22 protein-coding genes and 3 tRNA genes are annotated in these 19,336 nt (G+C 49.1%); 15 read left to right on the top strand and 10 right to left on the bottom strand.

Features of this window, described 5'->3' with window-relative positions:
- Positions 1 to 18: 18 nt before the first annotated feature.
- A complete protein-coding gene (gene cmoA / locus ACQ5ES_RS04970; RefSeq protein WP_445014830.1) occupies positions 19 to 759 on the bottom strand; it encodes a carboxy-S-adenosyl-L-methionine synthase CmoA in 741 nt (246 codons plus the stop codon).
- A gap of 173 nt (positions 760 to 932) precedes the next feature.
- Between cmoA and aspS the strand changes: the two genes are divergently transcribed.
- The 15 genes from aspS (at position 933) to nadA (ending at position 12,874) form a co-directional block, all read left to right on the top strand.
- A complete protein-coding gene (aspS, locus tag ACQ5ES_RS04965) occupies positions 933 to 2,705 on the top strand; it encodes an aspartate--tRNA ligase (protein WP_445014829.1) in 1,773 nt (590 codons plus the stop codon).
- Positions 2,706 to 2,715: 10 nt separating this feature from the next.
- Positions 2,716 to 3,462, top strand: a complete 747-nt coding sequence (locus tag ACQ5ES_RS04960; protein WP_445014828.1) for a YebC/PmpR family DNA-binding transcriptional regulator — start codon at positions 2,716 to 2,718, stop codon at positions 3,460 to 3,462.
- On the top strand, positions 3,462 to 4,001 hold the full coding sequence (ruvC, locus tag ACQ5ES_RS04955; protein WP_445014827.1) for a crossover junction endodeoxyribonuclease RuvC: 540 nt from the start codon (positions 3,462 to 3,464) through the stop codon (positions 3,999 to 4,001). Before ACQ5ES_RS04960 ends, ruvC begins: the two co-directional genes overlap by 1 nt.
- On the top strand, positions 3,998 to 4,618 hold the full coding sequence (gene ruvA, locus ACQ5ES_RS04950; protein ID WP_445014826.1) for a Holliday junction branch migration protein RuvA: 621 nt from the start codon (positions 3,998 to 4,000) through the stop codon (positions 4,616 to 4,618). Before ruvC ends, ruvA begins: the two co-directional genes overlap by 4 nt.
- 112 nt (positions 4,619 to 4,730) lie before the next feature.
- The gene (gene ruvB / locus ACQ5ES_RS04945) at positions 4,731 to 5,741 is read left to right on the top strand and encodes a Holliday junction branch migration DNA helicase RuvB (protein WP_445014825.1); all 1,011 of its coding nucleotides are present in this window, start codon (positions 4,731 to 4,733) and stop codon (positions 5,739 to 5,741) included.
- A gap of 477 nt (positions 5,742 to 6,218) precedes the next feature.
- The gene (ybgC, locus tag ACQ5ES_RS04940) at positions 6,219 to 6,635 is read left to right on the top strand and encodes a tol-pal system-associated acyl-CoA thioesterase (protein WP_445014824.1); all 417 of its coding nucleotides are present in this window, start codon (positions 6,219 to 6,221) and stop codon (positions 6,633 to 6,635) included.
- On the top strand, positions 6,625 to 7,326 hold the full coding sequence (tolQ, locus tag ACQ5ES_RS04935; protein WP_445014823.1) for a protein TolQ: 702 nt from the start codon (positions 6,625 to 6,627) through the stop codon (positions 7,324 to 7,326). The genes ybgC and tolQ overlap by 11 nt, the downstream gene beginning before the upstream one ends.
- Before the next feature lie 2 nt (positions 7,327 to 7,328).
- Entirely contained in the window at positions 7,329 to 7,766 is a 438-nt protein-coding gene (gene tolR / locus ACQ5ES_RS04930; RefSeq protein WP_445015398.1) for a protein TolR, read from the top strand.
- 10 nt (positions 7,767 to 7,776) lie between these two features.
- Positions 7,777 to 8,700, top strand: a complete 924-nt coding sequence (tolA, locus tag ACQ5ES_RS04925; protein ID WP_445014822.1) for a cell envelope integrity protein TolA — start codon at positions 7,777 to 7,779, stop codon at positions 8,698 to 8,700.
- Between the two features lie 76 nt (positions 8,701 to 8,776).
- Complete coding sequence (gene tolB, locus ACQ5ES_RS04920) at positions 8,777 to 10,084, top strand: Tol-Pal system beta propeller repeat protein TolB (protein WP_445015396.1); 1,308 nt, start codon at positions 8,777 to 8,779, stop codon at positions 10,082 to 10,084.
- Positions 10,085 to 10,136: 52 nt separating this feature from the next.
- Positions 10,137 to 10,676, top strand: coding sequence for a peptidoglycan-associated lipoprotein Pal (pal, locus tag ACQ5ES_RS04915; RefSeq protein ID WP_445014821.1), 540 nt, complete (start codon positions 10,137 to 10,139; stop codon positions 10,674 to 10,676).
- Between the two features lie 10 nt (positions 10,677 to 10,686).
- Entirely contained in the window at positions 10,687 to 11,430 is a 744-nt protein-coding gene (gene ybgF / locus ACQ5ES_RS04910) for a tol-pal system protein YbgF (RefSeq protein WP_445014820.1), read from the top strand.
- 137 nt (positions 11,431 to 11,567) lie between these two features.
- A tRNA-Lys gene (locus ACQ5ES_RS04905) sits at positions 11,568 to 11,643 on the top strand.
- A gap of 31 nt (positions 11,644 to 11,674) precedes the next feature.
- Positions 11,675 to 11,750 (top strand) — tRNA-Lys (locus tag ACQ5ES_RS04900).
- 68 nt (positions 11,751 to 11,818) lie between these two features.
- The gene (nadA, locus tag ACQ5ES_RS04895; protein ID WP_445014819.1) at positions 11,819 to 12,874 is read left to right on the top strand and encodes a quinolinate synthase NadA; all 1,056 of its coding nucleotides are present in this window, start codon (positions 11,819 to 11,821) and stop codon (positions 12,872 to 12,874) included.
- Between the two features lie 4 nt (positions 12,875 to 12,878).
- Here nadA and ACQ5ES_RS04890 read toward each other — a convergent pair whose 3' ends face one another.
- From ACQ5ES_RS04890 to bfr, 9 genes are all read right to left on the bottom strand, one after another.
- Positions 12,879 to 13,700, bottom strand: coding sequence for an NAD(P)H-binding protein (locus ACQ5ES_RS04890; protein ID WP_445014818.1), 822 nt, complete (start codon positions 13,698 to 13,700; stop codon positions 12,879 to 12,881).
- Complete coding sequence (locus tag ACQ5ES_RS04885; RefSeq protein WP_445014817.1) at positions 13,697 to 14,473, bottom strand: ZIP family metal transporter; 777 nt, start codon at positions 14,471 to 14,473, stop codon at positions 13,697 to 13,699. The genes ACQ5ES_RS04890 and ACQ5ES_RS04885 overlap by 4 nt, the downstream gene beginning before the upstream one ends.
- Before the next feature lie 65 nt (positions 14,474 to 14,538).
- A complete protein-coding gene (locus tag ACQ5ES_RS04880; RefSeq protein WP_445014816.1) occupies positions 14,539 to 14,745 on the bottom strand; it encodes a helix-turn-helix transcriptional regulator in 207 nt (68 codons plus the stop codon).
- A complete protein-coding gene (locus ACQ5ES_RS04875) occupies positions 14,742 to 15,140 on the bottom strand; it encodes a hypothetical protein (RefSeq protein ID WP_445014815.1) in 399 nt (132 codons plus the stop codon). The genes ACQ5ES_RS04880 and ACQ5ES_RS04875 overlap by 4 nt, the downstream gene beginning before the upstream one ends.
- 185 nt (positions 15,141 to 15,325) lie before the next feature.
- A complete protein-coding gene (ggt, locus tag ACQ5ES_RS04870) occupies positions 15,326 to 17,029 on the bottom strand; it encodes a gamma-glutamyltransferase (protein ID WP_445014814.1) in 1,704 nt (567 codons plus the stop codon).
- 100 nt (positions 17,030 to 17,129) lie between these two features.
- A complete protein-coding gene (locus tag ACQ5ES_RS04865; RefSeq protein WP_445014813.1) occupies positions 17,130 to 17,453 on the bottom strand; it encodes a c-type cytochrome in 324 nt (107 codons plus the stop codon).
- Positions 17,454 to 17,595: 142 nt separating this feature from the next.
- Positions 17,596 to 17,683, bottom strand: a tRNA-Ser gene (locus ACQ5ES_RS04860).
- Positions 17,684 to 17,854: 171 nt separating this feature from the next.
- Complete coding sequence (locus tag ACQ5ES_RS04855; RefSeq protein ID WP_445014812.1) at positions 17,855 to 18,868, bottom strand: mechanosensitive ion channel family protein; 1,014 nt, start codon at positions 18,866 to 18,868, stop codon at positions 17,855 to 17,857.
- Positions 18,865 to 19,335, bottom strand: coding sequence for a bacterioferritin (bfr, locus tag ACQ5ES_RS04850; protein WP_445014811.1), 471 nt, complete (start codon positions 19,333 to 19,335; stop codon positions 18,865 to 18,867). Before bfr ends, ACQ5ES_RS04855 begins: the two co-directional genes overlap by 4 nt.
- Position 19,336 lies beyond the last annotated feature (1 nt).

Below are 19,336 nucleotides of genomic sequence, written 5' to 3'. Positions count from 1 at the left end.
CAAATAACAAACGACGTCTTAGTTTTTTACGGCAATTAAGGCGGTGAAGTTGTAGCATTGAAACCACACCTGCACTGCGGTGAACCCGACATCATGCAAACGTTGCTGATGCGTCGCCAATGAATCAACGCGCATCACGTTTTCAATCGCGGCGCGCTTTTGACTGATTTCTAATTCACTGTAACCGTTCGCGCGTTTAAATTCATGGTGCAAGTCAACCAGCACCTCATTCAGGTCAGCGTTCTCGCTTTTAAATTTTTCCGAGAGCAACAGTACGCCGCCCGGTTTGAGCCCGTCATAAATACGTTGCAATACGCTCTGGCGCTGGTCCTGAGGAATAAACTGCAGGGTGAAGTTCATGGTCACCACTGAGGCATTGTCAATATCGAGTTCGCGAACATCCGCACACACCACCTCGGCAGGGATATCACTGCGAAAGCCTTCAAGGTGCAAGCGGCAGCGCTCCACCATGGCGACGGAGTTATCTGCGGCGACGATCTGCAGGTCAGCAATCCCCGCAAGATTTTGTCGCATAACCAAAGTTGCCGCGCCGAGTGAACAGCCGAGGTCATATACCTTGCTATGAGGCTGGGCAAAGCGCTGAGTGAGCTGGCCAATGCCATGTAAAATGCTTTGATAACCGGGCACCGAACGGTTGATCATGTCTGGGAATACTTCGACCACCTTCTGGTCAAAAACAAAATCACTCACCTGAGTGAGTGGTTCGGCAAAAATGGCATCTTTTTTGCTGTCGTGCACGGCCAGTCCTTTCGTTGAACGGTAATTCAATCTTGTGTGCACAGTTTAGCGCAAGGCGCGCCTAAACTTCATTTTTTTCTTTGCCCGATTTTCCGTCTGCGCTACTGACAATCGCTGCCAGTCCGTTATAATGTGGCGCTCGGTAATTTTTAATTTGTGGTAGGGACAAACCCATGCGTAGCCATTATTGTGGACAGCTTGAAAAAAGTTTGGTCGATCAACAGGTAACTCTGTGTGGTTGGGTCAACAAACGTCGCGACCTCGGTGGTCTGATTTTTATCGATATGCGTGACCGCAGCGGTTTGGTGCAAGTCGTTTTTGATCCCGATCAAGCTGCATTGTTTGACACTGCGAACAAACTGCGGCAGGAGTTTTGTATCCGCCTGAAAGGTAGTGTGCGGGCTCGTCCAGACAGTCAGGTGAATGCCAACATGGCCACCGGTGCGGTGGAAGTCATGGCCGCCGAACTGGAGATTTTAAGTCGCTCTGAGCCTTTGCCGATCGACTTTAACCAGCACGTTAGTGAAGAAGCGCGCTTGCGGTTTCGCTACCTCGATTTACGCCGTCCCAATATGAATCACAACTTGCAGTTTCGCGCGCGGGTGACCAGCGCTGTGCGACGCTTCATGGACGATGCCGGCTTCCTCGATATTGAAACGCCAATGTTGACGCGTGCCACACCAGAGGGCGCACGCGACTATCTGGTGCCAAGTCGTACGCACAAAGGGAAATTCTTTGCCTTGCCGCAGTCACCACAGTTATTCAAACAGTTGCTGATGATGTCGGGCTTTGATCGCTATTACCAAATTGTAAAGTGCTTCCGTGATGAAGACTTACGTGCCGATCGCCAACCGGAATTTACCCAAATCGATATCGAAACTTCGTTTATGAGCGCTGAGCAAGTGATGGACGTCACTGAGCAGATGGTATGTAAGTTGTTCAGCGACTTACTCCAAATCGATCTTGGTAAGTTTCCGCAAATGAGCTGGCACGAGGCGATGCAACGCTTCGGTAGTGACAAACCTGATTTGCGTAACCCGCTGGAACTGGTTGATGTCGCCGACTTACTTAAAGACGTTGAGTTTAAAGTTTTCTCTGGTCCGGCAAATGACCCTAAAGGTCGTGTCGCGGCGCTAAAAGTTCCAGGTAAAGCTGCTGATATTTCGCGCAAAAATATTGATGAATACACCAATTTTGTCGGTATTTATGGCGCCAAGGGCTTGGCCTGGATGAAGGTCAATGACCTGAGTGCGGGGCGTGAAGGGGTGCAGTCACCGGTATTGAAATTTATTCCTGATGACGCCTTGCAAGGTATTCTCGAGCGCACCGCAGCTGCCGACGGCGATATCATTTTCTTCGGTGCTGATAACGCCACTGTGGTGGCCGAAGCCATTGGTGCGTTGCGGTTGAAAGTGGGTGAAGACCACGGCTTTGTTAGTAACGAGTGGCGGCCATTGTGGGTCGTCGACTTCCCTATGTTCGAAGAGCATAATGGTGAATTGCATGCGATTCACCATCCGTTTACCGCGCCGGTCGGCGTTACGCCTGAAGAATTAAAAGCGGATCCAGCCAACACTTTGTCGAATGCTTACGATATGGTGTTAAACGGTGTTGAAGTGGGTGGTGGCTCAGTGCGTATCCATGATAATGCGATGCAACAAACGGTGTTCGAAATTCTTGGTATCGAAAAAGACGAGGCACAAGAGAAATTTGGCTTCTTGCTCGAAGCCTTAAAGTACGGCACACCGCCTCATGCTGGGTTGGCGTTTGGGCTGGATCGTCTGGTGATGCTAATGGTGGGCGCAAGTTCAATTCGTGAGGTCATTGCCTTCCCGAAAACCACAACAGCAGCGTGTGTACTGACCGACGCACCAGGGTTAGCAAACCCGGATGCCTTGCAGGAACTTGGCGTAGCCGTTAGGGTAGCAGAGGAAACTAACGACTAGAGGGGGCACGATGGCAGGTCATTCGAAATGGGCCAACATTAAACATCGCAAAGCCGCGCAAGATGCCAAGCGCGGCAAGATTTTTACCCGTCTTATTCGTGAAATTGTGGTTGCCGCCCGTGAAGGCGGTGGCGACCCAGATACCAACCCGCGGTTACGTGCGGCAATCGATAAAGCGCTCGCCAATAATATGAAAAAAGACACTGTCGATACTGCGGTCAAACGCGGTAGTGGTGATCTTGATGGCGACAATCTCGATGAACTTACCTACGAAGGTTATGGTCCTGGCGGCGTCGCTATTTTACTCGAAACCATGACCGATAATCGTAATCGTACGGTTTCAGAAGTACGCTATGCTTTCAGTAAACACGGTGGCAACTTAGGTACCGATGGTTCGGTGGCGTATTTGTTTAATAAGCGTGGGCTACTAAGTTTTACTGCGGAAACCGACGAAGAAGAGTTAATGGCAGCGGCGCTTGAAGCTGGAGCAGAAGACTTTATTACTAACGATGACGGCAGTTTCGATGTATTCGCCACACCAGAAACCTTTAGTGCAGTAAAAGATGGTTTAAAAACTGATGGTTTTGTACCGGCGCATGCCGAGGTCGGCTTGTTACCAGAAACTCGTTCACCGCTTGAAGAAGCCGACGCCGAGAAGTTCCTAAAACTGATTGACGCGCTTGAAGAGCTGGACGACGTGCAAGAGGTGTATCATAACGCCGATATCGCCGATGACATTTTGGAGCGCATGAGTTAATGGCCATTATTCTGGGTATTGACCCAGGTTCACGGTTAACCGGCTATGGCATTATTCGCCAGCAAGGCAACCAATTAACTTATGTGGCCAGTGGTTGTATCAACGCTACAGGAACGGCCCGTAATCCCTATACACTTGCCGAGAAGCTGAAGGTCATTCATGATGGTGTGAGTGAGCTGATTGCGCAGTTCCAGCCTGATGAGTTTGCCATTGAACAAGTTTTTATGGCGCGTAATCCTGATTCTGCATTGAAGTTAGGCCAGGCACGGGGCGCCGCCATTGTCGCCGCGGCGCAGGCGCAACTACCTGTGGCTGAGTATGCTGCGCGATTAATAAAACAAGCGGTGGTCGGCACTGGTGCTGCCGATAAAACCCAAGTTCAACATATGGTGGTGGCGATGCTAAAACTGAGTCATCGCCCGCAAGCGGATGCTGCCGACGCATTAGCGGTGGCGTTGTGTCATGCCCATAGCCGTAAGTATGCGGCAACAATGGCAGGCAGTGTGAGCACCAATAAAACAACAAGGAGAGGGCGTTGATCGGACGACTCACAGGCTTGCTGATAAGCAAACAGCCGCCAGAAATTATGATTGATGTGCAAGGCGTTGGCTATGAAGTTCAGATGCCAATGACCTGCTTGTACGAGTTACCAGATATCGGCGAGCCGGTCACTGTGATAACGCATTTTGTGGTACGCGAAGACGCGCAATTGCTGTATGGTTTTAATACCTTTGCGGAACGCGGATTGTTTCGTCAGCTGATTAAAGCGCAAGGGGTCGGACCGAAACTGGCACTGACCATTATGTCGGGTATGACCGCGCAACAGTTTGTCAATGCGGTAAGTCACGATGATGTCTCGAGCTTGATCAAGTTACCAGGCGTGGGGCGAAAAACTGCAGAGCGTTTGGTGGTAGAAATGCGTGATCGATTGCAGAATTGGGCCAGCGCGACGCCGGCAACGGATGCTGCACCCGTCGATTACGGCGATTTGCAGCCGACGATGGCGGCCAGTTCGCCTCGTGACGATGCCACTGGTGCGTTAATGGCCTTAGGCTATAAGCCCGCGCAAGCAGATAAAGCGATTGCGGCAGCAATGAAAACCAACAGCGAGGCTTCGAGCGAAGAACTCATCCGCGCAGCGTTGAAAAATATGTAAACCCAAGAACGTTATTGGTTATTAGATAGTAGTTAGTGGTGTACAGACTAACAATGAATAGCCAATACCAATAACCAATAGCTGATAGCTAATAGCGAAGTTGCTCTTAAAAATGATTGAACCGGATCGTATTAACCAGCCGCAGCAACAAACCGATGACGAGGTCATCGACCGTGCAATACGGCCAAAGACGCTTGTCGATTACACTGGGCAAAAACACGTTGTCGAGCAAATGGAGATCTTTATCCAGGCGGCGCGGCAGCGCGAAGAAGCTCTCGATCATTTATTAATTTTCGGTCCGCCGGGACTTGGTAAAACTACTTTGGCTAACATTGTGGCCAACGAACTCAAGGTAAACATACGGCAGACATCAGGCCCGGTGCTGGAAAAAGCCGGCGACTTGGCGGCCTTGCTGACCAACCTCGAGGCCCACGACGTACTCTTTATTGATGAGATTCACCGTTTAAGCCCGGTGGTTGAAGAGATCCTTTACCCGGCGATGGAAGACTATCAGCTCGATATTATGATCGGCGAGGGGCCAGCGGCACGCTCAATAAAATTGGATTTACCGCCATTTACGTTGATTGGTGCTACTACGCGAGCGGGGGCACTCACCTCACCTTTGCGTGATCGTTTTGGTATTGTGCAACGCCTTGAATTTTACGATGTTAACGAACTCACGACCATTATTCGTCGCTCAGCGAATTACTTAAACCTTGACTTAGATGATGCTGGCGCGCGTGAGATTGCGCGGCGTTCGCGCGGTACCCCGCGGATTGCCAATCGATTATTGCGCCGCGTGCGTGATTTTGCGGAAGTTCGTAACGATGGCAAGATTGATCTGCCTATCGCCTCTGCAGCGTTAAAAATGGTCGATGTTGATGAGGCGGGGTTTGATTACATGGATCGTAAATTACTCTTGGCGATAATTGAGAAATTTCTTGGCGGCCCGGTTGGCTTAGATAATATTGCCGCGGCTATTGGTGAAGAAAAAGATACTATTGAGGATGTGCTGGAACCTTATTTGATTCAACAAGGCTTTTTGCAGCGCACGCCACGCGGCCGTATTGCAACGCCACATGCCTACGCCCACTTCGGCTTAGCAAAAGACAGTAGCCCGTAGTTTTACTACGGGTTAAGCGCGACGCATGGGGCAATGGTGAGGGCTTCCCCGTAGGAGAACTACGGGCTACAAAATTCAGGCAAAAAAAAGGCCCGCGGGGAAGCGGGCCAAAACTACAGAACAACAAGGAAGTTAAATCCAGGGGATACTAACAGGAACAAGTGACAACCGGTCTCTTGGTAACTGATATGCTGCGTATTATACGGAGGCCCGACCTCTGTTCAACCGAGAAAAATTGTATTCTCGCATTAGTAAAACTAATATCGCGATGTAACGAGTGAATAAAAAACAATCAGATTGAAATTGGTAAGACCAAAAATAACCAAATAAAACAGTTATATTTTGATGAATGGTCAATATTTTAGTATAAAAAAAAGTCTGGCTATTTTTTATCCATGTAAAATATTTACATAAATTTTTAGTCACCTTGCGTTGCATCATAGTCAAAAAAACGGAAAAGTAGGGTTGATGAGGGATATGAGTGAATTTTCCTGGCCTATCCGAGTCTATTATGAAGACACGGATGCAGGCGGTATCGTATATTATGCTAATTATCTCAAATTCCTTGAGCGAGCTCGTACTGAGTGGTTACGCTCGCTAGGGATAGAACAAGACACATGGTTGCAACACCGGCTTGGTTTTGTGGTTCGCCAGGTGCAAATGGACTTGTTACGTCCGGCAAAGTTTAATGATGAACTGCGGGTGACCGTTGTGGTCGAACGTTTGCGACGTGCGTCAGTAGAATTTTCACAACAAGTGCTGGACCAACACGGCACGATTTTATGTCAAGCCCAGATAAGAGCGGCTTGTGTTCAATTAGGGGAAGCGGGTAGTGCGGTTCGCGCAGTACCTATGCCAACAGCAATTATAGAGGTATTAAAGCGTGCAAGCTGAGATGTCAATTACTGCGTTAATTTTGGAAGCTAGTTTTGTGGTGCAGTTGGTGATGTTGTTACTGCTTGCCTTCTCGGTCGCTGGCTGGATGATGATCTTCCAGCGCCGCAAAATTATTCAAAGCGCAAGTGAGCAAGCCACGGCGTTTGAAGACCGGTTTTGGTCTGGCGTTGATCTTGCCCGGCTCTATCAAGAGATTGGTGCGCGAGCACAAAACGCCAATGGTATGGAAAAGCTATTCTATGCTGGTTTTAAAGAATTCGCACGGCTGCGCAGTAACGCTGCGCTTAATCAGCAACAAGTGCTGGAAGCTTCATACCGTGCAATGCGCGTGGTTCACTCGCGCGAAGTTGATCGGCTGGAAAACAATTTGAGCCTGCTAGCGACCATTGGCTCCATCAGTCCTTATATCGGTTTGTTTGGTACGGTATGGGGCATCATGAACGCCTTTATCGGTTTAGGAGCGGTGCAACAAGCGACCTTAGCAATGGTTGCACCAGGTATTGCAGAAGCATTGATTGCTACGGCAATGGGTTTGTTTGCTGCGATTCCAGCGGTTATTGCATACAACCGCTTCGCCCACCGCGTAGAAAAAGTCGATAATCAATATTTGAACTTTATGGACGAACTATTGGCGATTTTACAACGTCAGGGTAGCGCGCCGCCGAAAGCAACAGGTCATGCGTCATGATAATGATGACGGCGAATCGTAAACGGCGTAAACCCGTTTCCGAAATCAATGTGGTGCCCTATATCGACGTGATGTTGGTGCTGCTGATCATCTTTATGGTGACGGCACCGTTGATCACGCAAGGGGTGAAGGTTGATCTGCCAAATGCAAACGCCGAGCCGTTAGATGCTGAAAGCAAGCCGCCGATTATTGTCTCGGTCGATCGCGATGGGCAATATTTTGTTAGTTCCCTTGCGGATTATAACGATCCGAATGACCCATTAGATCTGGAAACCCTAGCAGCACGCGTGCAAGCGCAACTTACGCTTGATCCGGAAACCCGAATTATGGTGAACGGCGATGGTGGTGTTTCTTATAACCAAGTGGTTCGACTCATGGTACTGTTGCAGCAACTCGGTGTCGATTCTGTCGGCTTAATGACCGAAGACACGGATAATTAGAGAGGCACATGTGAAGATCGGTAAGTTTACATGGCCAAGTGAATTGACGGTGCCGCTGCTACTTTCGGTAGCCTTGCATTTAGGTATTGTTATTGTGCTATTTGCGGGCTTTAAGTGGTCGCCAAGCATTCCTGAATCAATGGATGTGCAGCTTAATGCACCATTGCAGGACGAAGCGGTGACAGAAGAAAAAATTGTCAACGCAACTACTGTAGACAAAGCGAAAGTTCAGCAGCAGGTCGAAGCAATTCAAGCGCAAGAACGCGCTCGTGAAGAAGAAATAGCCGAGTTAGAGCGGCGTGCTGAAGCGGCGAAGAAACAACGTGAATTGGAACAACAACGGCAGCGGGAGTTAGAGGCGCAGCAACGCGCTGAGCGTGAACGCTTAGCCCGCGAGCAGACCGCCGCAGAGAAGAAACGGCAAGAAGCGGAAAAAGCGGCGGAGGTGGCTGCCGAACGGCGCAAGCGCGAAGAGGAAGCGGCACGTAAAGCTGAAGCTGAGCGTAAAAAGCGTGAAGCAGAAGCCAAACGTTTAGAAGAAGAACGTAAACGTAAGGAAGAAGAAGCACGGCAACGGGCCCAGCGCGAACGGCAATTGCAAGAACAACTGGCTGAGGAACGCCAGGCACGGGCAGCAGCAAGGTCGCGGCAGGTTCAAAGCGAAGTTGGCAAGTACACGGCGCTGATTAAAAGCACCATTCAGCGTAATCTGATCACTGATTCGTCGATGCGTGGTAAAGAGTGTAAAGTTCGCATTCGCGTCGCTTCCAGTGGATTTGTGATTTCCGTTGACACTATTGGCGGTGATAACGCAGTTTGCCAGGCAACGCAGAATGCGGTGTTCAAAGCAGGGACCTTGCCAGTGTCGAAGGATCCGGAAATTTTCAAAGAAATGGAAACTATCGATCTAACCGTACAACCAGAATTCAATTAACCTATGAAGTAATTGTGATAACACTATGATGAAGAAACTTGTATTACTACTTATTACCGCAGTCGCGTTAATAACCATGCTACAACGGCCCGCAAATGCGTCGTTGGAGATCGTTATCACCGATGGCGTCAACAGTGCGCGGCCGATTGCTGTGGTGCCTTTCCGTTGGTTGGGCGAGGGGCCTGCACCGCAAGGTTTAACTGAAGTCATTGCTGCAGATTTAATGCGCAGCGGTAAATTCAATCCGATACCGCAAAATGCGATGCCGCAAATGCCCAGTACTGAAAGTGCGATCGACTATCCAAGTTGGGCAAGTCTGGGTGTTGAAGCACTGCTGGTTGGAACTATTGAGCCCTACGCAGTAGATCGTTACACCGTGTCGTTCGAAATCGTTGATATCTTGCGTGGCCAGATCACCAGTGGTACCCGTATGTTGCGCAACGGTGAGCTGGTCAGTGCTCAGGATCACATTCTGGATGCGCGGCGTAGCGTGATTAATGGTGACCAATTCCGCCAGTACGCGCACCGTATCTCAGATGTGTTTTACGAAACTATGACGGGTGAGCGTGGCGCGTTCATGACTCGTATTGCCTATGTTACCGTCAACTACAATGACGAGAAGCCTTATCAGTTAGTGGTTGCAGATTACGATGGCTACGACGAGAAAGTCTTGTTGCGCAGTCCGGAACCGCTGATGTCACCGTCTTGGTCACCTGATGGTAATAAATTGGCTTACGTAAGTTTCGAGAACAAGCGGCCCGAAATCTTTATCCAGGATATTTACACGACGCGGCGGGAAAAACTGACTGCGTTTTCTGGCATAAATAGTAGTCCTGTCTGGTCCCCAGACGGCAAGCGGATGGCCATGGTGCTGTCAAAAGACGGCAATCCAGAACTTTATGTCATGGATATCGCCAGCAAGGAGTTGCAACGTGTCACCCGCCATCATGCCATCGATACCGAACCAAGTTGGTCACCCGACGGAAAATCGCTACTGTTCACTTCAGAAAGGGGTGGCAGACCGCAGATATATAGCGTAAATTTAGATTCAGGTCAGGTGCGCCGGTTAACCTTTGAGGGTGAGCAAAACCTTGGCGGGACATGGACGCCTAATGGTAAGCAAGTGGTCATGGTAAATCGTACGCAAGGCAACTATCATATTGCTAAACAAGATTATCCGAACGGTGCGCTGCAGGTGCTTACCCAAACATCATTGGATGAGTCTCCGAGTCTGGCTCCGAACGGCAGTATGGTGATTTACAGTACGACCCATAATAACCAACAAGTGTTAGCGTTGGTTTCGGTGGATGGTCGTTTCAAAGCGCGACTACCTGCTCGAGAAGGTGAAGTTAAGTCACCTGCTTGGTCACCGTTTTTACGTTAACGCAAAATTTAAACAGTTGAACTAATAAACATTAGAACTAAGGATCGCGGACATGAACGCAAATCAGTTACTTAAAAGTATTCTTATCGCTGTACCTATGTTGACGTTGGCAGCATGTAGCTCTAGCCAGGGTGCAGACGATGCTGCAAATCAGCAAACCAATCAACAGCAGCAAGCTCAGCAAAGCGGCTCTGGTGTTGAGCTTGACGCTGCAGAGCGCACTAAAACTCCAGCAGAAGTACGCGCAGAGAAAATGCAAACGTTACAACGCGAAAACATTATTTACTTTGCATTTGATGACGCACGTGTAAGTTCTGAGTACGGACAGTTATTAGCCGATCACGCTGAATTCTTGGTTCAAAACCCAAACGTTAATGTGACCATCGAAGGCCATGCGGACGAGCGCGGTACACCAGAGTATAACATTGCTTTGGGTGAGCGTCGGGCGAAAGCTGTAGTGCAGTACCTGCAAAATCTTGGCGTCAGCACAAGCCAACTTGAAACCGTTTCTTACGGTGAAGAGAAACCACTAATTAATGCTTCTACACAATCTGCGTATGCGAAAAACCGTCGCGCGGTCCTAGTTTACTAAGGTTGAGCTAATGCAAAAACTAATTCTAGTAGTGGCCTTGCTCATCCCCGGAGTCCTGTTCGCACAGGCTCCGGTGTCGAAGTTAGGTAGTGGCAGTGTTGAAGAGCGGCTTGAGCAGTTAGAGCGAGTTATGGATGCTCGTAACGCTGCGCAGATGGCGCTACTCGACCAGATGTCGACATTACAAGATGAGGTCGCAGACTTGCGGGGCAGAACTGAAGAACATGCCTATCAGCTAGAACAAATTTTGCAGCGGCAACGTGAGATTTATCAGGAGATTGATCGTCGTCTGGCAGCAACGCCAGTGCCATCAAGTACAGCCGATAGCAGCTCTGCCGCAGCGAATGAATCCAGTATGAATGGGTCGTATTCGAGCGATTTGGGTGAGAATGATGCCTATGATAAGGCAATTCGGTTGGTGATGGAGGATCGTCGCTATGATGCTGCGATTCCTGAATTCCGTAGTTTCATCAAGCAGTTCCCGAATTCAACTTATGTGCCCAATGCCCATTATTGGCTGGGACAACTGCTGTACGCTGAAGGCGACTTTAGTGGCGCGAAACAAGAATTCAGTACCGTCGCAGATCGCTACCCTGATAGTAACAAGCGTGCGGACAGCTTATTGAAGTTGGGTATTGTTGCACAGCAACAAGGCGAAAAGCAGCTGGCACGTAGTTACTTTGAGAAGGTTGTCGCTGATTACCCAGGTGGTACTCCTGCTGATTTAGCAGCCAAGCGCCTGGATGATTTGTAACATCCTTGTAAGTAATCACGGTAAATGTTCGCAAATTGAGCAAACGCACCGTATATCTGCAATTTGCAGTTGCAACGAGCGGCATTTTAAGTAAACTATGCCGCCGTTGCCGCTGATAAGTAGCAACAGATGAGAATGGGTCGTTAGCTCAGTTGGTAGAGCAGTTGACTTTTAATCAATTGGTCGCAGGTTCGAATCCTGCACGACCCACCACTCTCTCTCATCACTTTATTATCCAATCGTTGGGTCGTTAGCTCAGTTGGTAGAGCAGTTGACTTTTAATCAATTGGTCGCAGGTTCGAATCCTGCACGACCCACCACGATTTTTTACCCGCACGCAATTTTCCTTTATACTATGCAAACGTTTCCCATGTAGTGAAGTAGTAGCATGAGTATCACCGAAGAAATCCAAGCACGCGTCATCAACCAACTTGATTATGCCTTTCCAGCAAAACCTAAACCGCTCAATGCCAGCGAAAAAGCTGAGTATGTTGCGCGTATTAAACAGTTGCTGAAAGATAAAAACGCAGTGCTGGTTGCCCATTATTATACTGACCCGGAAATTCAGGCCCTAGCTGAAGAAACGGGCGGCTGTGTGTCCGACTCGCTGGAAATGGCGCGGTTTGGCGCAAATCATGATGCCGATACCCTGATTGTCGCCGGCGTTAAGTTTATGGGTGAAACGGCGAAAATTCTGACACCGAACAAAACGGTACTAATGCCGACCCTTGAAGCGACATGCTCGCTGGATATTGGTTGTCCCATTGAGGAGTTCTCGGCGTTCTGTGATGCCCATCCGGAACGTACAGTGGTGGTTTATGCCAATACTTCGGCGGCAGTAAAAGCGCGCGCTGACTGGGTGGTGACTTCGAGCATTGCGCTGGATATCGTTGATCACCTGGACGCCGAAGGCGAAACCATCCTCTGGGCACCGGACAAGCATCTTGGCAACTATATTCAAAACCAGACTGGCGCAGATATGATCATGTGGCAGGGTGCATGTGTGGTACACGACGAATTCAAGACCAAGGCGCTGGAAGATTTGAAAAAGGTGTATCCTGAAGCCGCAGTGCTGGTGCATCCTGAGTCACCAGCGCATGTTGTCGATTTGGCTGATGCAGTGGGATCAACTTCGCAGCTGATCAAAGCAAGCCAGGAACTACCCAATGAAACCTTTATCGTTGCAACTGACCGCGGTATTTTTTATAAAATGCAGCAGTTGTCGCCCGCCAAGCATTTCATCGAAGCGCCCACCGCGGGTAGTGGAGCGACCTGTCGCAGCTGTGCACATTGCCCCTGGATGGCAATGAATGGCCTTGTAGCCATCGCTGAGGCGTTAGAGCACGGCGGCGTAAACCACGAGATTCAAGTGGATGCCAAGCTGGCTGAGCAAGCCATGAAGCCCTTACAGCGTATGCTGAACTTTAAAAAAGCTCAGAGCTAAATCGCTATCTCGGGTCATAAGTCGGATGGAGTAATTGGTAACCGCTAGCATGGAGCGCGCGGTTACGGATTCGTTTACTGCCACGACGACCGACCTCATCGGTATGAGGTATCGACTTGATGTCTACACCGAGACGTTTGGCAAGCCGAGCATAAGCTTCTTCTTGCAACAAAGGTTCATCGTCGCTAACTAAAAATAGCGGCTGCTGATGCTCTGGGTGTCGCACCAAATATGCAATAAAACCTGCAACATCGTCGGCATGAATGCGATTGGTCCATGCTGGGGTAATCTCTACCTGGCCTGAGATCAGCAGCTCAGCCAGACGGGTTCGGTTCGGCCCATAAATACCCGAGCACCGCAAAATACTTACCTGCTCGCTGGCACTGGATATGAGCTGTTCCGCTTGCACCAGCATTTCCCCCTGGTGATTATTGGGTTCAGCTGGCGTAGTTTCGTCGATCCACTCACCATTTCTTTGAGGGTAAACACCGCTACTGGCAACATAGATAATGCTTGGTGTTAACCCTTTGCTTTTTAAATGATTCTGCAGCAAACGTGCGGGAACCACATAACCGTCATAGTAACTATCGTCGCTGGCTCGACTTGGGGTGAGGGTAACGACAATCACATCGGTATTGGCAGTGACAAATTTGGCTAAGTCGTCTGCGTTGGCAGCATCACCAGCAATAAGCTCGATATGGGCCGGATTGTTTTTCGTTTCGGGGCTTCGGCAAAGCCCACGTAATTCCGTGTAGCCGTCAAAGCTGAGCACACTGCTAGTGCGCTCAGCGATATCACCATAACCTAAAAAAGCGATTGTCTTCATGCTGCCAACCATACGTCGAGGAATAACATAACCACCAAACCTACCATTAAACCTGCAGTCGCACGTTGATGATGACCACGGCGATGAGTTTCGGGTATGATCTCGTGACTGATAACAAAGAGCATAGCACCTGCCGCGAAAACCAGCCCCCACGGCAGTAAAACTTGCGACAAGTTAACAAAAATACCGCCTATAATGCCGCCTATGGGTTCAATTAAGCCAGTAAGAGCTGCAATAACAAAGCTTTTAATGTGGCTGTAACCGACCGCGACCAAACCGACAGCAACTGCCAGGCCTTCAGGTAGGTTCTGCAAACCGATACCTAATGCCAACGAAAATGCGGCATCTGTTTGACCACTACCGTAAGCGACGCCGACCGCGAGTCCTTCAGGAAAATTATGAATAGCAATAGCAAAGACAAATAACCAAACCCCTGCGATTTTCTCTGATGCCATGCCTTCCGGACCGGTAATAAAATGTTCGTGTGGGAGCAAACGATCCAGTACCGCAATTGCCACAGCACCAAGCAGTATGCCAAATACCGCGATAAGTGCCGGTGCTGGACCCTCGCCATAGAGTTCCGTCGAAATTTCAATTGAAGGTACGATAAGCGAGAAGAAAGAGGCTGCTAACATTACCCCGGCAGCAAAGCCGAGCAAGGTGTCATTAAAGCGTTCAGAGGGTTTGTGACCAAGTAATATGGGCAGCGCACCGACAGCGGTCAGTGCACCGGTAATGAAACTTGCGATTAATGCGGTTAACACTAAATCCATGCAGCCCTCACCTAAACTAAAACTTGGTTTTACTTAGCTTAACCTAGGCTTGGGCGGAATGGCAGTTAGATTAAGCGATCATCATCATCGAAAAAGATCTGTTCGATAGGTAACTCGAATAATCGCGAAAATTTAAACGCTAAGGGCAGGCTTGGATCAAATTTATCCTTTTCTATAGCGTTGATGGTTTGCCGTGAAACGTCGACGGCAGTAGCCAGATCTGCTTGGGTCCAATCGCGCTCTGCACGTAAAACTTTCAGTCTATTTCTCATCGATAACTCCGCATGCCGACGAAAATACTGATCAGGTAGGTAATACCTAGTGCCATGATTAAAACTGAAATTTCAGCATCGCCACTAATTACATCAGTAATGTCGGCAAGTGAGTAGGTAATACCGCCAATGACCGCTACCCCCAAGGTAATTCCCATGGCCTGCAGGAATACCTTTTGCTGCAATTCATCTAATGCCAGTATATAGCGGCGATTCACATTGATCATGACCGCGCCTATGGTGATATTAATAAGTAATAGAACCACTTTCACAGCGTAATGCTCAGGCCAAACAAGTAGCGAGCCGAAAGTAGCGACCGCTGTTGAAATGACCCAAAGAGACGTCCACAAAGCGAGCTGAGTAGTAAGTTTTTTCAATTGTTGTTTTCTTGACATAAGGCACCTATAAGTAAAGTGTATTTTACATATAGTTGTTCAAATCAATCATTAAGTCAAGTGTGCTTTACTATTAATTTGAATTACATCGGTGTGACCATTTGCGTTTCGGCAGTCAAGTCAATTGCCAGAAACAACAAAGCCGCCCGTAGGCGGCCAAGTTTTTATTGCTTTTTCCTTACGCTTTAGAAACCTGCGGCATGACCGTCTTTACGGCTTTCAGACGCGCCATAATAAACATCTTCCTGATGATTTTTCCAGATCGCCTGATAACCGCCATAAGGCCCTACCGCTTCTTGCAGGGTGTGACCCATTTTGATCAGCTCACGGCGGGTGTGCTTAGAAAAACCGTTTTCCAGGCTTATGACACCACCATCTGTCATGTGCTCACCGGTCGGCTGACTCGAGCCTGAATGGAGGATGCGTGGCGCATCACCAGCTTCTTGTAAGTTCATACCGAAGTCGATGATATTGATCAGAATTTGCGCATGCATCTGGGGCTGCGTGGCACCACCCATAACGCCATAGCTCATCAGTGGCTTACCGTCTTTGGTCACGAACGCCGGAATAATCGTATGAAACGGGCGTTTACCTGGCGCAAACACATTTGCGTGACCTTCTTCAAGGGCAAATAATTCGCCACGGTTTTGTAGTACAAAACCAAGACCGGTTGGCGTAACACCTGAACCCATACCGCGGTAGTTACTTTGAATCAACGAAACCATGTTGCCTTGCTGGTCCGCCGTAGTTAAGTAAATGGTATCGCCTTCGGTTGGCGGGTTGCCAGCTTCAACGACCCGCGCAGGCGTGTTGGCATCGATCAACTCTGCTCGCTCTTTGGCATAGTCTTTGTCGAGTAGACCCTCAACTGGAGCTTGACTAAACGCCGGGTCGGCGTAATATTTGGCGCGGTCTTCAAAGGCGAGTTTTTTTGCTTCGACGAAATGATGAATGTAGTCCGCACTGTCGAAACCCATCTCGGCAAGGTTAAAGTTTTCCAGGATATTAAGGATCTGTTGTGCTGCAATACCTTGGGTATTGGGGGGCAGTTCCCACAGGTCATAACCGCGGTAGTTGCTCGATACTGGTTCTACCCAAGTAGAGTCGTGCTGGGCAAGGTCGTCATACGAGAGAAAACCACCGTGTTCAGCAACAAAGTCACTGATGGTGTGGGCAATTTCGCCCTCATAAAATACATCACGGCCTTGCTTGGCAATTTTTTCTAACGAATTAGCAAGATCAGGATTTTTAAAGCGTTCACCTTTTTGGGGTGGCTTGCCATCGGCTAAGAACACCTCTGCGAATCCCGGTTGGTCGCCGATAACTGCAGCGTTACGGGCAAAGTAATAGGCAATAACTTCAGTTACTGGGAAACCTTCACGGGCGTAGCGAATTGCTGGTGCGAGCACTTGCTCCATGGGTAGTTTGCCAAATTTATCGTGCAGCTCGAACCAGCCATCGACAGTACCTGGCACGGACAAGGGTAAAACGCCGCGGGCAGGAATTTTGTCATAGCCATTTTTGACAAAGTAGTCGAGTGACAAACTTTGTGGTGAGCGGCCTGATGCATTCAGTCCATAAAGCTGCTCGGTCTCTGCATCCCAGATGATGGCAAATAAATCGCCACCAATACCATTGCCGGTCGGTTCAACTAAACCAAGGAGGGCGTTCGCCGCTATAGCGGCATCAACGGCATTGCCACCTTGTTGCATGATATCGAGTGCAACCTGGGTTGCTAGCGGCTGACTGGTCGCCGCCATGGCGTTAGGCGCCATAGCTTCAGAGCGCGTTGCGAAATGATGACCGGTGATACGGTCAGCAGCTGTGGCAGCACTGGTGATTAAGGTAAGACTCGTTGCTAATGCAAACGCAAGTAATGAGGATTTCATGGTCGCCTCCTAGTGGACTAAGTTGCTTCACTATAACGAGGCGACGCCTAAGGTGTTAGTTTATTCGACGGATGTCATTATCGATTCGATGACTTACCGCTTACTTCATGCCAAGAATCCACTCCGCCAACAATGTCACTTGTTCATCAGACAGCTGGGGTTGTGCTGGCATAGGAATTTGTCCCCATTTGCCTTTCCCACCATTTTTGATGCTCTGCTTAACTTTAGCCAAGGCTTCAGGGTCGTCAGCGTACTTCGCTGCAACATCTTTATAGGCTGGGCCAACAATCTTGTTATCGATGCCATGACACGCGGTACAGACATTCTGCTGTGCGAGTTTTTCGGCTTCTTCGTTGGCCTGTACATTGGCAGTGAACAGCAATGTCGCGAATACAATCGAACTACCAATTAGTTTCTGTAACATGAGCAGGACTCCTTGATGAAATAATCGTCAACACCATCATAACCACAAATGGTGTCAGTTCCAAAGAGTACGTAATTATCAGACGATTGGATTGATGCGGACGCAGATAAAAAAACCGCCACAAGGGCGGTTCTTTTGTGTCTGGCGGAGAGAGAGGGATTCGAACCCTCGATACGTTGCCGTATACACACTTTCCAGGCGTGCTCCTTCAGCCACTCGGACACCTCTCCAAAACGGCCGCAATAATAGGCTATCGAGCCTTTAAAAACAAGAGCGATGTTAGCTATTTGCTGTTGACTGTTCGATTAAAAACCAACAGCGAATAGCGAAGCGCTCGCCGAAGTGAACCCGGCTGAGTGTGTGGTCATTGGTGTCGACGAACTACGCCGGCAGTTAAAGAATTAAAGCTCCCCGGCGGCGTCGTTTTTAGATGGTGGTTCAGGTGCTGGTTGTTGTTCGCTATCCGATTTAACGGCGGTGTGATCGCGCATAACATGAACCTGTGCTTTTTCGCCGTTCCAGGATTTGATGTGTAAATCGCGTTGCGGGAATGGAATTTCGATTTTGTGTTCCATTAACGAGGTGTGGATTTCCCAGATAAAAGCAGCATGTACGGCACCCGGGCGATTCACCGCTTCGGGTTTAAGCCATACTACCAATTCAAATTTCAATGCGCTGTCACCAAACTCCACCAGCCAGACCTGTGGTGGTCGATGATGGGTATCCGTCAAGGTATGGGGAACGCGTCCGGCAGCTTCGAGTACGGCCGTTTTCACCAGTTCTTTGTCGGTACCATAGGCTACGCTAAATCCAACTTTGATGCGGCGATAGGTGTCGCGCATGGTCCAGTTGGTGACCCGGCCACTGACAAATTCTGAGTTGGGCACAATGATGTCAATATTGTCGTTGGTGGTAATAATGGTGCTGCGAATGTTGATTTCCTGCACTTCACCAGTGACGCCAGACTCAAGCTCAACAAAGTCGCCAACCTTTAGGGTTTTATCGAACAACAAGATGATGCCGGAAACAAAGTTACTGATGAGGTTTTGCATACCAAAACCGATACCGATACCAAGGGCGCTGGCAAATATCGCAAACTTGGTCATCTCGATGCCGACGGAGGTGACAGCGATCAAGAAACCGACCAACAGGACGGCGTAATGCGTGATGCGTTTCAAGGCATAGATGGATGACGGTGCGAGGCTGTTTCGATAATCTGCATAACGCTGCAAGGCCTTCTGCAGCACGAACGACAGAATCCATGCGGCCACCAGTATGAGCAGAAAGCGCACCACAGATCCATAGGTGACGGCAGTTTCGCCGACACTAAAAATTTCACTATTGAGCCAGTTAAAGGCTTCTTTAATGGTCGTTATGATAGTAGATACGACGTCCGGTGTTGCCGCTGTTGTCACATTTGTGCCTGTAAATAAAGTTCTAGTCCCAGTCGATCGATCAATTCAAGTTGCTGGCGCAACCAATAGGCATGATCTTCTTCTGTGTCTTTCAAAATACCCACGAGCATGTCGCGGGTGACGAAATCGCCAGCTTGTTCGCAAAAATCAATTACTTCACGCAAGGTTTTCGCATTGTTGCGCTCTAACTGCAAGTCATTTTTGAGCATGGTCGGCACGTCGTCAGCAATGCTATGGTTCTCGCGATTGTCCATATCGGGGCGACCGCCTAAAAACAGCATGCGCCGAATCAATAAATCGGCATGGCCACGTTCGTCATCGATTTCATGGTTGATGCGCTCGTAGAGTTTATCCAGCCCCATGTCTTCATAGCGCCGCGAGTGGGCGGTGTATTGATCGATCGAGGTAAGTTCAAACGCCAATAAGCGGTTAAGTTGCGTCACAACTGCAACAGAATCTAAAGCCATG

The organism is Pseudidiomarina xizangensis, assembly GCF_052541995.1.
Note: the sequence above shows the minus strand (reverse complement) of the source record. Positions and strands in the feature narration are given on the sequence as shown.

What these genes read in the sequence shown, in the direction of transcription:
- aspS (WP_445014829.1), top strand. Translation starts at nt 933, where the DNA reads ATGCGTAGCCATTATTGTGGACAGCTTGAAAAAAGTTTGGTCGATCAA.
- ACQ5ES_RS04960 (WP_445014828.1), top strand. Translation starts at nt 2,716, where the DNA reads ATGGCAGGTCATTCGAAATGGGCCAACATTAAACATCGCAAAGCCGCG.
- ruvC (WP_445014827.1), top strand. Translation starts at nt 3,462, where the DNA reads ATGGCCATTATTCTGGGTATTGACCCAGGTTCACGGTTAACCGGCTAT.
- ruvB (WP_445014825.1), top strand. Translation starts at nt 4,731, where the DNA reads ATGATTGAACCGGATCGTATTAACCAGCCGCAGCAACAAACCGATGAC.
- ybgC (WP_445014824.1), top strand. Translation starts at nt 6,219, where the DNA reads ATGAGTGAATTTTCCTGGCCTATCCGAGTCTATTATGAAGACACGGAT.
- tolR (WP_445015398.1), top strand. Translation starts at nt 7,329, where the DNA reads ATGATGACGGCGAATCGTAAACGGCGTAAACCCGTTTCCGAAATCAAT.
- tolB (WP_445015396.1), top strand. Translation starts at nt 8,777, where the DNA reads ATGCTACAACGGCCCGCAAATGCGTCGTTGGAGATCGTTATCACCGAT.
- pal (WP_445014821.1), top strand. Translation starts at nt 10,137, where the DNA reads ATGAACGCAAATCAGTTACTTAAAAGTATTCTTATCGCTGTACCTATG.
- ybgF (WP_445014820.1), top strand. Translation starts at nt 10,687, where the DNA reads ATGCAAAAACTAATTCTAGTAGTGGCCTTGCTCATCCCCGGAGTCCTG.
- nadA (WP_445014819.1), top strand. Translation starts at nt 11,819, where the DNA reads ATGAGTATCACCGAAGAAATCCAAGCACGCGTCATCAACCAACTTGAT.
- ACQ5ES_RS04890 (WP_445014818.1), bottom strand. Translation starts at nt 13,700, where the DNA reads ATGAAGACAATCGCTTTTTTAGGTTATGGTGATATCGCTGAGCGCACT.
- ACQ5ES_RS04885 (WP_445014817.1), bottom strand. Translation starts at nt 14,473, where the DNA reads ATGGATTTAGTGTTAACCGCATTAATCGCAAGTTTCATTACCGGTGCA.
- ACQ5ES_RS04880 (WP_445014816.1), bottom strand. Translation starts at nt 14,745, where the DNA reads ATGAGAAATAGACTGAAAGTTTTACGTGCAGAGCGCGATTGGACCCAA.
- ACQ5ES_RS04875 (WP_445014815.1), bottom strand. Translation starts at nt 15,140, where the DNA reads ATGTCAAGAAAACAACAATTGAAAAAACTTACTACTCAGCTCGCTTTG.
- ggt (WP_445014814.1), bottom strand. Translation starts at nt 17,029, where the DNA reads ATGAAATCCTCATTACTTGCGTTTGCATTAGCAACGAGTCTTACCTTA.
- ACQ5ES_RS04865 (WP_445014813.1), bottom strand. Translation starts at nt 17,453, where the DNA reads ATGTTACAGAAACTAATTGGTAGTTCGATTGTATTCGCGACATTGCTG.
- bfr (WP_445014811.1), bottom strand. Translation starts at nt 19,335, where the DNA reads ATGGCTTTAGATTCTGTTGCAGTTGTGACGCAACTTAACCGCTTATTG.